Here is a 13872-nt window from a genome sequence, read left to right as displayed (position 1 = left end):
CTATCACCCGCAGCTTCTACGCACCCCACTGAGCCGGCCATGATGTGAACGGTGAGTTCACGCTGCAGTCTCCGGCTTCGGAATGGCGCTCCACGATCCGTTCGACCACACCTTGTTCACCGAGTACCGGGAATGCTGGCCTTCACCAGCCCAAGGCTCGGTTCAGCTCGTGAGTATCTCAACCGACCTCGATCCCTCGCCAGCTCCACCAGAAGATCAGCGCGACTCCCCAGGATGCCGAAAGCGAAAACGCGTGCGCTGAGAGATACACATCCCACTCGATCACCGGATCGTGGAGGGAATACGTCGCTGCGGCAGAGGCGAGGATCGTACCGAGCACCAGTGCCGAAATCGTCAGAAGCGTCATCACGACCACCACAACGAGGCGTGCCTTGGGTCGGTCCTCAACTCGTTTCAATTTCCCGAGATGGTGCAGGACAACAGCCGCTGCGCAGCCCAGGGCGAGGGCAACGAGGTCTGCGCCGACCGTGTCGGAGAGGCGATGCCACTTCGCGGTGATCGTGTACGCGCCGATGCCGGCTGCCCACCCCATCGTGAGCATCATCGCGAGACCACGGACACGATACGGGACGACGAGAAAGATGGCGACCATGACGGTCATCGCGATGGTCGTATGCCCGGAGGGAAAGGAGTTCTCCGTGAAGCTGCCACTCACTGGAACGAGTTCGGGCCTGGGGAGGATGTAGCGTTTGAGGCTCTGCGTGACGACCTGACCGCCCACGATGACCGCAACGGCTGCGAGGGCGAGCGCGGGTTGTCTCCGGAGAAGCCCGATCGCACCGACCACGAGGGTCGCGATGCCCAGGCTCCACACCGTGATGTGCCCGAGAGCGATGTTCGCCTGGTCCATCGCGCTCGCCCCGACCTGATCAGCACCCCGCAACGCGGTGTTCTCGAAGGCTTGCCCGACCGCGGTTTGCACGGCGAGCAGGTACACTCCGGCACCTGCGATGGTGGCGCAGATCAACAGCGCCCACCATCGCCGAGGGGTGATCGGGGATGCCGAAGTCGCTACCGTCGAAGTCGTTGCGGCCGTTGCGTCGCTGCGGGAACTGAACGCGCGGATGTTTCTTTGCATGTTGTTCCGATTGTGACATGAGCAGCGCTCGGTTCTTCCGAAGGCCACGCGTGATGCGAAGACCGCGAGACCTGGGGGGGGCCACTCCCCCACCAGGGGTCCGCTAGCGAGCCCATGTCGATATGCCACGTGCATCGCTGCTTTTTCCCTCCCCAGCACTCATCACTGACCAGCATCCGGCGTCCTCGACCACGCCCCACCCGGCAGGAGTTCCTGAAACCCGTCGGCGGCTTGCTCGAGATCGCCGCGTGTGGCCGGAGAGAGTGCGCTGTGGCGTGCAGTGAAGCTCAGCACGTGGAGCCCTCCGGTCAGACCGCAACCGACGGAGACGTCTCGGGGGTGTTGCCTGCTGCGATCCAGGCCGCGTAGCTGCCGTCGAGCTCGGCGACCTCGTAGCCCGCCCGGCGCAGCGCGCTGGCTACGACACTGTTGCGGACTCCGCTCTGGCAGTAGGACACGATCGTCCCGGCTCCGGGCTCAGGAAGCAGATCGAGATTCCACAGCACCCTCCCGCCCGAGACCTGGCGTGCACCGGGCAGGTGCCCGTCGGCGTATTCAGTGGCGTTGCGCACATCGAGCAGCACCGCCCGCTCGACGCCATCGAGCTCGTCGGGCTGCACGAGCCTCGGCGTCACCACCTCGAGGCCGTCGAATGAGGTGACGTACCCGCGCACCGTATCGATCCCAACACGGAGCAGGTGATCCCGGATCGCCTCTGCCTGTTCGAGATCGGCGGCGAGGAGCACCAGGGGGCGAGGCTCGACCAGTGGGTCGAGCACCCAGGCGCCGTAGCTCGCGGCCTTGGCGACCCCCGGAATGTTGAGCGAACGCTCCACCGTGCCGCGGTGCACGTCGCTGTTGTGCCGCGTGTCGATGAGGATCACCGCATCTGCGGCGAGTTCCGCCGACAGCTGCTCGGTCGTGTACTCGATGAGCGAGGGCACCTCGCCGATGACATCGGGCCCGGCCCGGTTCTCCATTTTCATGCGCCCGAAGTAGGCGTGCGCGTCGGGCTGCCCACTGAGGAGTTCGTCGATGAAGCCCTGCTCGTCGTCGTTCTGCAGGTACTGGCTCCACCAGGAGAAGTTGCGCTCATAGCCGACGGTCGAGGCGGGGATCGCGCCGAGGGCCTTGCCGCACGCGCTCCCGGAGCCGTGGGCCGGGAGTACCTGGACGTAGTCGGGCAGGGTGAGGAAGCGGTCGTTGAGGCTCGCAAAGAGGTCCCTCGCTCCCTGGAAACGGGTATCGACGAACCCGGCCGCCTCGTCGAGCAGATCGGGACGGCCGAGATCTCCGACGAAGACGAAATCTCCGGTGAGCATGAACCCGGGCTCAGCCGATTGTGCACCGTCGGTGACGAGGAACGACAGGTGCTCGGGGGTGTGGCCAGGAGTGTGCACCGCCTCGACCTCGATGTTGCCGAGCTGGATCCGGTGGCCGTGCTTCATGCGCACTGCGTCGTCGAAGTCGGTGCCGTACGTCCAATCGGCCCCGCCCTCGTCGGAGACGTGCATCCGCGCGCCGGTTCTCCCGGCGAGCTCGCGGGTGCCCGAAAGGTAGTCGGCGTGGATGTGCGTCTCGGTGACGGCGACAATCCTCAGGGCGTGCTTCGCAGCAAGGTCGAGGTAGGTGGCGATGTCGCGGCGCGGGTCGACGACGATCGCCTCGCCCGTCGCTTGGCAGCCGATGAGGTAGCTCGCCTGCGCGAGGTCCTCATCGTAGATGCGTTCCAGCAGCATGATCGGATCTCTTTCTCGTCGTCAGCGGAGCGGTATCAGCGGCAGGCGCAGCGGTCGGCCTCGGGAACCCCGGCGAGGGCGTCCTCGATGTGCTGGCCGCACCCGGTCCAGGTCGTTTTCCCGCAGGTCTTGCACGTTGTCGCTCGACACATATCGTCTTCTCGCTCCTCAGGTCAGGCTGAATACCCCCCGGGGTATCCTAAGCACAGCAAAACTATACCCCCTGGGGTATTGTTGTTGTCAAGCCCACCCCTATTCGACTCCCGAAAGCAGGCAACGTTGTCACACACGACCGCACCCGACCTCAGCACTGCCTCGCACGACGAGGAGGCCAAGCGCAAAGTGGTGAACCGGCTCCGACGCGCCCACGGGCAGCTTGCTGCCGTAATCGGCGCGGTCGAGAGCGATGCCCACTGCCGGGACATCGTCAATCAGCTCGCCGCGGTCTCCAAAGCACTCGATCGCGCGGGTTTCCTCGTCATCTCCAGCGCACTCAAGGAATGCCTGACCGACCCGGACGGTGAATCAGCCGACCAAGACGAATTGGAGAGACTCTTCCTCAGCCTTGCGTGACACCGCAGGCTTCGCGCAGCTCGAGCGATCGACTCGACCAGTGGAGGACGGCGAGGCCACCGTGCGCACGCCCGCCCGCCCCGCGCGACAGAACCTACGGCCGCTCCGCCGGTTTCAGCGGCAGCACCTGGTCGCACGTCGGGGCGACGGGCACGCCGTCGAAGCGGTCCTGGAGCCAATCGACAGCGAGCATGCCCCCCATGACCGCGGTGTCCTCGTGGGTGACCATGTCGAGCCATGACACTGCAATGCCGGGAGCGGGGAGCTCGCAGGCCGACTCCGCGAGCAGCGCGGTGGTGTTCGGCAGCACCACGTTGTCGGTCAGACTCTGCACCACGAAGATCGGCGCCTCGATTCGGGCCGGATCGATCTGCTCCCGTGAGACCGCAGACGCCCATGCCGGATCGGAGAGCGGATCCTTCTGGAAGAACTGCTCGTCGAACGTCTTTTTCACGAGGAGTTGATCGACCTCCTGGAGCAGGCAACCGTGGGCAAGTTCACTGTAGTCCCGCTGCGCCGACGCGCTCAGCACCCCATCGAGCGTGAGGTCCGTGTGCACCAACGGCCATGACGCCGCGACACTGGGGCCGTCACCCCACGCCACGGGCTTGTCGTACTGCTGGGCGAAGAGCGCCCCCAGCTCGGCTGCCGGCGCCGCTCCCGACACGGCGACGAGCTCGAGCTCGGGCGCGTAGTCCGCGTACATCCCGGCGGCGAGCGACGCGTGGCCACCCTGCGAGTGACCGAACGTCGCATACCGGCTCCCCGCATGCGCATCCGGGAAGTTCTGGGCGGCACGCACGGAATTGATGACGTCCTGAGCTTCACTCTGCGCGATCAAGTAGTAGGGGTCACCGTCGGTCCCCACCCCCGCGTAGTCGGTCGCCGAGACGACCCATCCGCGCTGCATGGCGACGCCGAGCCACGACCCGAAATCCAGACCGTGCAGCGTCGGATGGTAGGTGCGGGACGGCGTGCAGTCATTGCCGAACCCGAGGGTGCCGTGCGCCCAGGCCAGCACCGGTCGGCCCTCCGCCGGCGCGTCGCCATCTGGGACGATGAGCATCCCCGACGACACGGTCGCGCTGCCGTCAGGGGCCTGAGTCCCGTACATCATGCGATACGCGGTGCCGCCGGGAACCTCGAGGTCGGTGATCTCTTCCGCGCGGATCAGCTCACCGGGTGCGGCGGGCGCATCCGGTGACGCGTAGAAGTCCTGCAGATCTTCCTGGAACGCACGGACCGAAGCCGACTCCACGTTTGCGGACACCAGCGCCCAAACACCCCACCCGGCGACGGCAGCCACGACGAGCGCACCGACGACGGTCAACGCCACGACCCCCCGACGTCTCCTCGGCCGCACGGCCGCTGCCGTCTCGGTGGTCTTGCGCGCGTCATCGCCTGACATGAGTGCTCCAATTCCCCACAATTGAACGCCACATCACGGTCGTTCGCGGCCCGTCGCAAATGTATCGCGTCCCGCCCCTCTCGTGACCACACCAATTCTCCCGAAACCGGGTCGACCAATCATGCTCGTATCGCGTACTGAGCCGCACGCACGAGGACACCCACTATTCACTTGCGTATCGACACCACAAGCTTCAATATAGAAATGTTTCAATACAAGATACGCGGCCTCGGAGTGCGACGGCTTCGGGATCGACACACGGCGCTCGCACGCGCGAGTTGAGCATGAGGGACGGTTTTTCGTGGCATCTGCAGGAGCGGCACCGGCGCGCATGAAACCCCAGCGGCTGTCCACGCTCGACAAGTGGTTGCCGTTGTGGATCGGGCTTGCGATGGTGGTGGGTATCCTGCTCGGCCGATTCGTGCCGGCGCTCTCTGACCTGCTTGCCGGCATGGAGGTCGGCGGGATCTCGGTGCCGATCGGGATCGGGCTCCTCGTCATGATGTACCCCGTGCTCGCGAAAGTACGGTACGACAGGATCGCAGCAGTCACGGGAGACAGGCGGCTCCTCGTGTCATCGTTGCTGCTGAACTGGGTCGTCGGACCCGCAGTGATGTTCGCTCTGGCCTGGATCTTCTTGCCTGACCTGCCGGAATACCGGACCGGGCTGATCATCGTCGGTCTCGCGCGCTGCATCGCGATGGTCGTCATCTGGAACGACCTTGCGTGCGGTGACCGTGAAGCGACCGCGGTCCTCGTGGCCATCAACTCCGTGTTCCAGGTCGTGGCGTTCTCCCTCCTGGGGTGGTTCTACCTCACGATCCTGCCCGGCTGGCTCGGCCTCGACGCCCAAGGACTTGAGGTGTCGGTCTGGCAGATCGCGCTCAACGTGCTCGTGTTCCTCGGTGTTCCCCTGCTCGCAGGGTTCGCGTCGCGTTGGATCGGAGAGCGCCGCCGCGGCAGAGACTGGTACGAGAAGCAGTTCCTGCCCGTGATCGGACCGTGGGCGCTCTACGGTCTGCTCTTCACCATCGTGCTGCTGTTCGCCTTGCAGGGTGACGCGATCATCGAGAACCCCTGGGACGTCGCGCGCATCGCGCTGCCGCTGCTCGTGTATTTCGCCCTCATGTGGTTCGCAGGCATCTTCCTGGGACGGGCGCTGGGGCTCGGCTACGCGAGGTCCACGGCGCTCGCGTTCACCGCGGCTGGCAACAACTTCGAGCTCGCCATCGCCGTCGCCATCGGCACGTTCGGCGCCACGAGCGGACAAGCGCTCGCCGGTGTCGTCGGCCCCCTCATCGAAGTTCCCGTGCTCGTCGGACTCGTCTACGTCTCGCTGCGGGTGGCCCGCGCCTGGTTCAACATCGACCCCTTCGCCGCAGAGACGATCGCTGCAGATACGAGGACACCATGACCCCCACGATTCCCGCACCCGAAACAGTGTGCACGCCGTCCCCCACACACGCGATCGGTGCGGAGTCCGCCGCGGCCGTCGCGGGCACCTTGAAAGCGCTCGCCGACCCCCTCCGCCTCCGCATGCTCTCCGCCATCGCGACCGACCCTCGCGGCGAGTCGTGCGTGTGCGACCTCGCGGAACTCGCCGACGTCACCCAACCCACCGTCTCTCACCACCTGAAGGTCCTGAAAGACACGGGGATCCTGACGTCGGAACGCCGCGGGACCTGGGTCTGGTACCGCATCATCCAGTCCCGTCGGGGGGCCGTCACCGCGCTGCTCGACGCGTTTGCCCCGTCAGCCGTGATCGAACGCGCAGAGGATGAAGCCTCGCGAGCGGAAGCGCTGCGCACCATGGATGCGCGGGTGACGAGGCTCGCGGATGAGCTCGCAGACGAACTCACAGACCTGAATCGGGATCTCGTCATCGCGATCGTCCGGGAGTCGTACGCAGGGCTCGTGAAGTCCGCGAAGCTCACCCAGCACATGATCCCCCTGACGGAACGATTCGCCAGGCAGCGCCTCCAGGATCTCACCCGGGATCGCACGACCGGCACCCCGCAGGTGCTGTTCGTGTGCGTTGCAAACGCGGGGCGCTCGCAGCTCGCGGCGGCCCTGGTGAACCACATGTCGAACGGCACCGTGATCGCCCGGTCGGCCGGATCGACTCCCGCAACGGACATCCACCCGCACGTTCGCTCGCTCCTCACCGAGATCGCAGGTGAGTCTGACGCGCTCGACACGTTCCCGAAACCACTCACCGACGACGCCGTGCGCGCCGCCGACGTGGTCATCACGATGGGCTGCGGCGACGTCTGCCCCATCATCCCGGGCGTCCGCTACGAGGACTGGGTCGTGGGCGACCCGGCTCTTGCATCCGCGGAGGGTGTCGCGGCGATCCGCGACGACATCGCTGCCCGCGTCCGCACCCTCCTCGACACCCTCCCCTCCCGCTGACACCGCGAACAGGACACCCGCTCATGACTGAACCCCACCCGTCCGTGCTCTTCGTATGCGTGCACAACGCCGGCCGCTCACAGATGGCTGCCGGCTACCTGCGGCAGCTCGCTGGTGCCAAGATCGACGTGTACTCCGCAGGATCGATGCCCGCCGACCAGATCAACCCGACCGCCGTCGAAGCCATGCTCGAAGACGGCATCGACATCGCCTCCGAGCACCCCAAGGTCCTCACGACCGAGGCCGTGCACGCCGCCGACGTCGTCATCACGATGGGGTGCGGCGACACGTGCCCGATCTTCCCCGGCAAACGTTACGAAGACTGGACGCTCGACGACCCCGCAGGGCACGGCATCGACACCGTGCGGCGGATCCGGGACGACATCAAGCTCCGCGTCGAGCGGCTCGTCGCGGAGCTCGCCTGAGGCGCTGCCACACCGCGTCGCCTACTGGCGATGCTGGTACATCACCTGTTTGCGCAGCAGGAACGCACCAGCTGCCATGCAGGCGAGCCCGAACGCGATGCCGACACCTCCGCCCTGCCCACCGGTGGCACTCAGACGCTGCTCATCATCGCCCGGTGAACGCTCCGGGGTCCCCACCAAGCCCGTCGATACCACCACCGTGGCATCGTCGACCCGGACGAGCGGCTCGATCCCCAACTCCTCCGCGCACGTTCCAGGCGCCTCCGCGCCGGTGCATCGCATCGCGATGCCACTGGCACTCGCGGTGTTGACGAACCTCTCCGCCCGGTCTGCGGTCCAGGAGCAGCTGACGGTGCGCGTCTCCCCTGGCAGCAGCGTGCCGATCTGCTGCGAGCACTCGGCGAGGTCGAGATCCTGGAGCACCACCTGATCGAGGCGCACATTGCCGTCATTCGTGACAGCGATCGCGAACGTGGCAGTCTCCCCCACGCGAATGTCCTGGTCGGAGACGGACTTGTCGACGGCGAGCGAGGGGCGCGCGGCGATCATTCGAGCCGTGTCCGCCTCTTCGAGCGTGTTCCCGAGCGGGTCGGTTCCGATGGCGGTGGCCGAATTCTCTCCTCCGGCGATCGGCGCAACCGCGGAGCACCGGAGCGCGTGTTGTGCCCCGGCGGCGAGCACTCCGATGTCCGCTGAGCAGTCCGGCACCTTCTGATCCTCGACGCGCACCTCGCTCAGGTCGACATCGCCCGTGTTGTGGACGGTGATCGCGAAGTTCACCGTCTCTCCGTCCAGGGCGAGTGCCGTGTCCGAGGTCTTGGTGATCGACAGCGCCGGATGAATCACCTCGACGGTGGCACTGTCTTCGGCGCTGAGCACGGTACCCAGTTCGGTCCGCGCGGTCACGGTGGCAGTGTTGGTCACGGTCTGCTCCGGGAGCACTCCCGCACAGGTGTAGGTGAAACTTCCAGATGCCAGGAAGCTCGACGGGATCTCGCGCTCGCAGCTCGCTTCGTGCGGGTCGGTGACGATCACCTCTCGAATCGCAGCCGGGCTCGGGTTCGATACCGTGATGGTCCACACCACCGGGTCTCCCGGCCTCCCAACCGCGATGTCTGCGGTCTTGTCGATGCGGACACTCGCGATCGGAGCCTCGAGCCAGACGGACTGTAACCAGTAGCCGTCTCCGTTCGTCCGGAACCCCAGGGTTGCCTCAGTGTCACCCGCCTGGATCAGGTCGGTTTCGAAGTCATTCACATCGACGCTGAAGTTCACACCCCATGCGGGATCACTCGAAATGTTCCCTGCGGAGACGAAGAAGTCGTTGACAGCACCGTAACCCGTCGGTTCGGGGATATCGGTCCCGTTGATCGAGAAGCGATCGCCCACGGTACCTCGGTCACCCTCGTAGGCCACGAGTCCGATCCTGTTGGTCGAGGACGCCGCTTCGAACCCGCTGAAGGTCGCGGTGGACGGGAGATCGGCCGCACCCTGTCGGATGTGCCCCTGGTAGATACTGATCGTGTTCTGGTATTCGGCGACCCCCTCGACCGGAGCGTCAAATGCCCACACGACCGTGAGCCCCCATCCAGCGGTGCAATTCACGCCAGCAGGTGCCCAGATATTCGAGACCGTCACCGTGGTGAGTCCGGAAAGCTCCGAGCTCTCGAGAAGATCCGTCACGTCGGACCACCCCGTGTACATGCGATCGCTGTTGTTGGGCCACCCGAGGCCACTGTCGCGCGTCACGTGCGGCGTCACTTCGACCGGTGCCGCGCCATTGATCTGGACACCCGGGGACTGCGCCTCCGGCGTCGCTGCTGCAGGGGCCGGAGGGAGTCCCGTCGGGAACAGCGTCGAATACTGCTGCCCCACGATGTTGCATGAGGAGATCGACGACGTGTTGCCGCCAGCGGTTTTGAACTCTCCCGTGTGGCCCGCCCACTCGAGCATGGCGTACGTGATGGTCGCTCCGGCCGGAATCGTGAACTGCGCGGACGAGTTGTTGAACGTATCGCTGCGTCCGTCCGTGTCGTTCCAGCGCATCGAGTGGTCGTTGTTGTTGGTGCGGATACCGGCAGGGATCGTTCCCGCCTGCGCCTGCGCGCACGATTCAAACGTCGTACCGGCCCGCAGATTCACCCCGTCAGTGGCAGTCGGACACCGCATGCTTCCATTGCCCACGGAGAGCACTGAGCCGTACACCGTATCCGCATAGACGGGTTCCAGAGGCACGACAACCGCTGCCTGAGCGGCGGCTGGGGAGAGTGATACCCCCAGCGCCAGCCCCGCGCACATCAGAAGCATCGGAATGACGCTCCGCTTCCGGTGAGGTGCTACGCAGACACGATGCATGTGGGTGTCGATTCTCTCCGGCCACGTCGAGACCCGCGAGCCTCCCCTGGCCACCGCTCGGTGCGATTGATCCTAGTCAGTTGATGTTGATGAGGCGAGGGGTTTGCCGCCGCCTCGACGTGTCCGCATCCCCGCGACGACACCACCGCGCGTGCAGTCGACCCATCCGATCGATTGTCTCGGTTGCGGCGCAGCGCGATGACACGAATGAGCGCGGTTACGTGGTCGTGTGATGGACATCAGTAGCGACGTGCGCGCCGACACTTCCTGCCGGCCTCTTGCGACCCCTGGTCACGAGGCGGATCACGAATCTCAGGGCCCTCGGGTACCGCCGCGGAGGCTCGCCGCGCCGCGGCGCGCCTGCAGCGGGAGTGGCATTCGCCGACGTGGCCTGAGCCATACCGGAAGAGTGCAATTCAGACGACATACCCGCTGCCCTCGCAGAGATGGTTCTTGGTCCCCGGAGCTGATTCGACGAGCACGCTCGATCGCTCGGGGCTGGACACGATCTCCCCAAGCCCACAGAGTACCCCGGCTCTTATCACCTCCATGCCCCAACCCTCCAGCCTACGTACCAGCAGCCGCGAGGCACCGTAGTGCGTCGCTCACCCGTTGGTGAGCACCGTGGGGAGCTTGCGCCGCCCCCGTTGGAGGGCCATGCTAAGGCCCAGGGGGTACGCATGACGAATGACGAGTCGCGATCGGACGCAGCACGCGTCCCCACTGCGCAACACGAGAACGAACCGCACCAGGGGCGCATCGGTGGAAAACTGAACTGGCTTCGCGCCGGGGTCCTGGGGGCGAATGACGGCATCGTGTCCACTGCGGGTGTGGTGATCGGTGTCGCCGGCGCCACACCGGGCAACGTGCTCGCCATCGCGACCGCCGGGATCGCCGCGCTGGTGGCCGGCGCATTCTCCATGGCGGGTGGCGAGTACGTCTCGGTGAGCACGCAACGCGACACGGAGCACGCACTCATCGAGAAGGAGCGGCGCGAACTCGCGGACGCACCCGAGGAGGAGCTGCACGAGCTCGCCGGCCTGTACCGCGAGCGCGGGCTCTCCGATGAGCTTGCGCTCCGAGTGGCCGAGGAACTCACCGCCCACGACGCGCTCGCCGCGCACGCCGAGGTCGAGCTCGGCATCGATCCCGAGGAGTTCACGAGTCCGTGGTCGGCGGCGCTGTCGTCGTTCATCGCGTTCACCGCCGGAGCGCTGCTCCCGCTGGTCATGATCCTGCTGCCGTTCGGGGACCATCGCGTGTGGGCGGCCGCAGCCGCGGTCGTCATCGGGTTGATCGCAACCGGGTGGATCAGCGCCGCACTGGGCGACGCTCCGCGGGGCCCCGCGATCGCGAGGAACGTGATCATGGGGAGCGCCACCATGGCCGCGACCTATGGCATCGGGCTCCTCTTCGGGGTGGCCGTCTCGTAGCCCGTTCGTCGCCCCGTCAGGAGATGTCAGTCGAATCGGCGCAATCGACCACGAAGGCGGTGACGAGACCCTGGCTGGCCGCACTGGCGTGCTCCGCGATGAACGCGTCGCGAGTACCCGATTCCGAGCGGAGCGGACGCATCCTCGTGAGCTCGCGGAGGGCCTCCGCGCTCATCCTGACACAGTGCGCAGCAGGCTCGCTACGCAGCGGCGCCGAGGAAGACGAGCGCGGTGCCGGCCATCGCCCCGAGCACGACCACCGTCCACGCCGGCAACCGGGTGAACTGCAATAGCACGAAGGCACCCGCGGCGATCCCGAGTGCCGGGAACCCCGTGATCGACGAGGTGATGATCGGGGTGATGAGCGCGGCGGCGAGGATCCCGACCACCGCGGCGTTGCCCCCGAGCAGTGCAGCCCCCGCGCGGGGGAACGCCTGGAGGCGACTCCACAGCGGGAGCGCCGCCAGCAGCACCAGCATGCCGGGAAGAAAGACGGCGACCAGGGCCACGAGAGCCAAGAGGAGGCCCTGGGCGCCTGGTGCAAGCTCGAACCCGACGAACGCCGCGTAACTGAAGAGCGGGCCCGGCACCGCTTGTGCCGCAGCGTAGCCCGAGAGGAGCTGATCCGACGCCACCCCCGTCGTGACCGTCTGATCGCCGAGCAGCATCGGCAACAGCACATGTCCGCCGCCGAACACCAGGCCGCCCGCCCGGAAGAACGCCGCAGCGACCTGCGCCCCGAGCGACTGCGTGACCGAGGCGAGCACGGCGAGACCGACGAACACCGTCACGGCTGCCACCAGCGCCCCCACCGCGACCCTTCGAGACACGCCGAACGACGACGATTCCGGCTGCGGCGAGGACATCCCGTGACAGAGGATCGCGCCGGCGAGAAACCCCGCCAGCAGTGCGGAGACCTGACCGGCCGTTCCCGGGAGGAGCAGCGCGAGCGCGAGCGCGCCGATCCCGATCAGCATGCGTCGGACATCCGGAGTGAGGGTTCGCGCCATCCCCAGCACGGCGTGCGCGACCACGGCCACGGCGACGGACTTCAAGCCGAGAAGCAGCCCGTGTCCGAGCGCTCCGTCGAGCGCGAATGCACCCCAGGCGAAGAGCACCAGCAGGATCGCGGACGGCAGGGTGAACGCGATCCATGCCGCGAGAGCCCCCGCGTACCCGGCCCGCTGCAGCCCCAGGGCGAAGCCCACTTGGCTCGAAGCCGGGCCGGGAAGGATCTGACAGAGGGCCACCAGCTCCGCATAGCGCCCTTCGGAGACCCACTTGCGCTTCTGGACGAGTTCGTCCCGGAAGTATCCGAGGTGGGCGATCGGACCACCGAACGACGTCAGCCCGAGTTTCGCAAAAGCGAAAAACACCTCGCGCACCGAGGGCCGACTCGTCCGGTCGCTGAGCACGTCTCATCCTAACGCGGATCGTGTCCGCACTCGCCGCATCGCGAGAAACGAGCTGGAGGCGTGCCGCGACGCGGGTCTCGACGCGGCGATCCCAGCGACCTTCGAGGGTCGCCCGGGAGACTGGCGACACGGGTCTCGCGATGCGTCCCGATACCCCCGCGATGAAAGGAACCTCATGAAAGTCGAACGACCGACAGATTGCGGCAATGCCCCTCGGATGCAGATCGTGACTGACTTCGTCACGCAGTGGGCTCGGGCGGACGAGGCGAGGTGCTCGGAACGGCTCGCCGACGACGCCCGCTGGCGCATCCGCGGAGCCGCCGACGACATTCCAGCGGATGTCTACCCGACTTCGAGCCCGGATCGATTGGTCATCATCTCAGTGCTCACGCACGGTCGTCTCGCGGCGTGCGACGGGTACCTGGAATCTCAGGACGGCCGGCTCGACTTTAGCCACATGTTTCGATTCGCAAGCACCGCGAAGACCGCGAGCATCGCGGAGATCCGGAGCTACTGCATTCAGACGGCTCGCGGTTGAGCGGCCCGGGGCGCTCCCACGACGCGTCAGCGTACAAACCGCAGGAATACGCGCGAGAACAGGCACATTTTTCAGATCTGAATAGGGCTATCTTTCTTTCCTGTTCTATGCCACGGTGCGCATATGGGGTACATCACGCATGCCGGAAATGAATACGAAATCGACGATCGCTGTCTGGCGCATCTGAAGGTGGTTGTGGGCTCGAAACTCAGACGACGGGAGTCATTCTTTCTCAACCTCTCGACCGGCACCCGTTACCGACCCGGCACGGTGGCGCTCTGGATCAGCCCGAACGTACCACTTGAATTCCGGTTCGCCGGAAGCCGGGTTCCGCCGCTGAATGAGAACTGGATCCTGGCGATGCGTGAGAGCGCGAGCACGCCGCGCGGGATCGTGCTCATGACGGAGGCGGCGGCTGATGCGCGCGCTGTGGCGAGGGGGCAGGCTGGGCGGTAGCAGATCGTGGACCGCGGGC

At 66.3% G+C, this 13872-nt stretch carries 14 protein-coding genes; 7 read left to right on the top strand and 7 right to left on the bottom strand.

Annotated features, from left to right (window positions below; translation table 11 throughout):
- Positions 1-178: 178 nt before the first annotated feature.
- From MUN76_RS14650 to MUN76_RS15660, 3 genes are all read right to left on the bottom strand, one after another.
- Positions 179-1147, bottom strand: a complete 969-nt coding sequence (locus MUN76_RS14650; protein WP_244685733.1) for a phosphatase PAP2 family protein — start codon at positions 1145-1147, stop codon at positions 179-181.
- 260 nt (positions 1148-1407) lie between these two features.
- Positions 1408-2838, bottom strand: coding sequence for an MBL fold metallo-hydrolase (locus tag MUN76_RS14645; RefSeq protein WP_244685731.1), 1431 nt, complete (start codon positions 2836-2838; stop codon positions 1408-1410).
- Between the two features lie 35 nt (positions 2839-2873).
- A complete protein-coding gene (locus tag MUN76_RS15660; RefSeq protein ID WP_488167803.1) occupies positions 2874-2990 on the bottom strand; it encodes a hypothetical protein in 117 nt (38 codons plus the stop codon).
- Positions 2991-3117: 127 nt separating this feature from the next.
- On the opposite strand from MUN76_RS15660, the gene MUN76_RS14640 reads away from it, so the two are divergent.
- Positions 3118-3411, top strand: coding sequence for a metal-sensitive transcriptional regulator (locus tag MUN76_RS14640; RefSeq protein ID WP_244685729.1), 294 nt, complete (start codon positions 3118-3120; stop codon positions 3409-3411).
- A gap of 94 nt (positions 3412-3505) precedes the next feature.
- On the opposite strand, the gene MUN76_RS14635 is transcribed toward MUN76_RS14640, so the two are convergent.
- On the bottom strand, positions 3506-4819 hold the full coding sequence (locus tag MUN76_RS14635) for a lipase family protein (protein WP_244685727.1): 1314 nt from the start codon (positions 4817-4819) through the stop codon (positions 3506-3508).
- A gap of 331 nt (positions 4820-5150) precedes the next feature.
- On the opposite strand from MUN76_RS14635, the gene arsB reads away from it, so the two are divergent.
- Genes arsB through MUN76_RS14620 form a run of 3 tightly spaced genes read left to right on the top strand, consistent with a single transcriptional unit; the run spans position 5151 to position 7656 of the window.
- Positions 5151-6233, top strand: a complete 1083-nt coding sequence (gene arsB, locus MUN76_RS14630; RefSeq protein WP_244688806.1) for an ACR3 family arsenite efflux transporter — start codon at positions 5151-5153, stop codon at positions 6231-6233.
- Complete coding sequence (locus MUN76_RS14625) at positions 6230-7231, top strand: metalloregulator ArsR/SmtB family transcription factor (protein WP_244685725.1); 1002 nt, start codon at positions 6230-6232, stop codon at positions 7229-7231. Before arsB ends, MUN76_RS14625 begins: the two co-directional genes overlap by 4 nt.
- A gap of 23 nt (positions 7232-7254) precedes the next feature.
- Positions 7255-7656 carry an arsenate reductase ArsC gene (locus MUN76_RS14620; protein ID WP_244685723.1) on the top strand — a complete coding sequence of 134 codons (402 nt, stop codon included), beginning with the start codon at positions 7255-7257 and terminating at the stop codon, positions 7654-7656.
- Between the two features lie 21 nt (positions 7657-7677).
- On the opposite strand, the gene MUN76_RS14615 is transcribed toward MUN76_RS14620, so the two are convergent.
- Complete coding sequence (locus tag MUN76_RS14615; protein ID WP_244685722.1) at positions 7678-9798, bottom strand: DUF11 domain-containing protein; 2121 nt, start codon at positions 9796-9798, stop codon at positions 7678-7680.
- 893 nt (positions 9799-10691) lie between these two features.
- On the opposite strand from MUN76_RS14615, the gene MUN76_RS14610 reads away from it, so the two are divergent.
- The gene (locus MUN76_RS14610) at positions 10692-11444 is read left to right on the top strand and encodes a VIT1/CCC1 transporter family protein (protein ID WP_244685720.1); all 753 of its coding nucleotides are present in this window, start codon (positions 10692-10694) and stop codon (positions 11442-11444) included.
- A gap of 16 nt (positions 11445-11460) precedes the next feature.
- Here the strand turns inward: MUN76_RS14610 and MUN76_RS14605 are convergent, their stop codons facing one another.
- Both MUN76_RS14605 and chrA read right to left on the bottom strand, forming a co-directional pair.
- Complete coding sequence (locus tag MUN76_RS14605) at positions 11461-11619, bottom strand: hypothetical protein (RefSeq protein WP_244685718.1); 159 nt, start codon at positions 11617-11619, stop codon at positions 11461-11463.
- Between the two features lie 25 nt (positions 11620-11644).
- The gene (gene chrA / locus MUN76_RS14600; protein ID WP_244685716.1) at positions 11645-12859 is read right to left on the bottom strand and encodes a chromate efflux transporter; all 1215 of its coding nucleotides are present in this window, start codon (positions 12857-12859) and stop codon (positions 11645-11647) included.
- Between the two features lie 217 nt (positions 12860-13076).
- Between chrA and MUN76_RS14595 the strand changes: the two genes are divergently transcribed.
- Together MUN76_RS14595 and MUN76_RS14590 are read left to right on the top strand one after the other, a co-directional pair.
- Entirely contained in the window at positions 13077-13397 is a 321-nt protein-coding gene (locus MUN76_RS14595) for a hypothetical protein (RefSeq protein WP_244685714.1), read from the top strand.
- 123 nt (positions 13398-13520) lie between these two features.
- The gene (locus tag MUN76_RS14590; RefSeq protein ID WP_244685712.1) at positions 13521-13853 is read left to right on the top strand and encodes a DUF7882 family protein; all 333 of its coding nucleotides are present in this window, start codon (positions 13521-13523) and stop codon (positions 13851-13853) included.
- The last annotated feature ends 19 nt before the right edge of the window (positions 13854-13872 follow it).

This window comes from Leucobacter rhizosphaerae, assembly GCF_022919175.1.
Taxonomy (GTDB): Bacteria; Actinomycetota; Actinomycetes; order Actinomycetales; family Microbacteriaceae; genus Leucobacter; species Leucobacter rhizosphaerae.
The sequence above is the reverse complement of the archived record's forward strand: the minus strand, read 5'-3'. Positions and strand labels throughout refer to the sequence as shown.

Bases quoted from the DNA above. Each gene is read 5' to 3' on its own strand.
- MUN76_RS14645 (WP_244685731.1), bottom strand. From the start codon at position 2,838: ATGCTGCTGGAACGCATCTACGATGAGGACCTCGCGCAGGCGAGCTAC.
- MUN76_RS15660 (WP_488167803.1), bottom strand. From the start codon at position 2,990: ATGTGTCGAGCGACAACGTGCAAGACCTGCGGGAAAACGACCTGGACC.
- MUN76_RS14635 (WP_244685727.1), bottom strand. From the start codon at position 4,819: ATGTCAGGCGATGACGCGCGCAAGACCACCGAGACGGCAGCGGCCGTG.
- arsB (WP_244688806.1), top strand. From the start codon at position 5,151: ATGAAACCCCAGCGGCTGTCCACGCTCGACAAGTGGTTGCCGTTGTGG.
- MUN76_RS14625 (WP_244685725.1), top strand. From the start codon at position 6,230: ATGACCCCCACGATTCCCGCACCCGAAACAGTGTGCACGCCGTCCCCC.
- MUN76_RS14620 (WP_244685723.1), top strand. From the start codon at position 7,255: ATGACTGAACCCCACCCGTCCGTGCTCTTCGTATGCGTGCACAACGCC.
- MUN76_RS14610 (WP_244685720.1), top strand. From the start codon at position 10,692: ATGACGAATGACGAGTCGCGATCGGACGCAGCACGCGTCCCCACTGCG.
- MUN76_RS14605 (WP_244685718.1), bottom strand. From the start codon at position 11,619: ATGAGCGCGGAGGCCCTCCGCGAGCTCACGAGGATGCGTCCGCTCCGC.
- MUN76_RS14595 (WP_244685714.1), top strand. From the start codon at position 13,077: ATGCAGATCGTGACTGACTTCGTCACGCAGTGGGCTCGGGCGGACGAG.
- MUN76_RS14590 (WP_244685712.1), top strand. From the start codon at position 13,521: ATGGGGTACATCACGCATGCCGGAAATGAATACGAAATCGACGATCGC.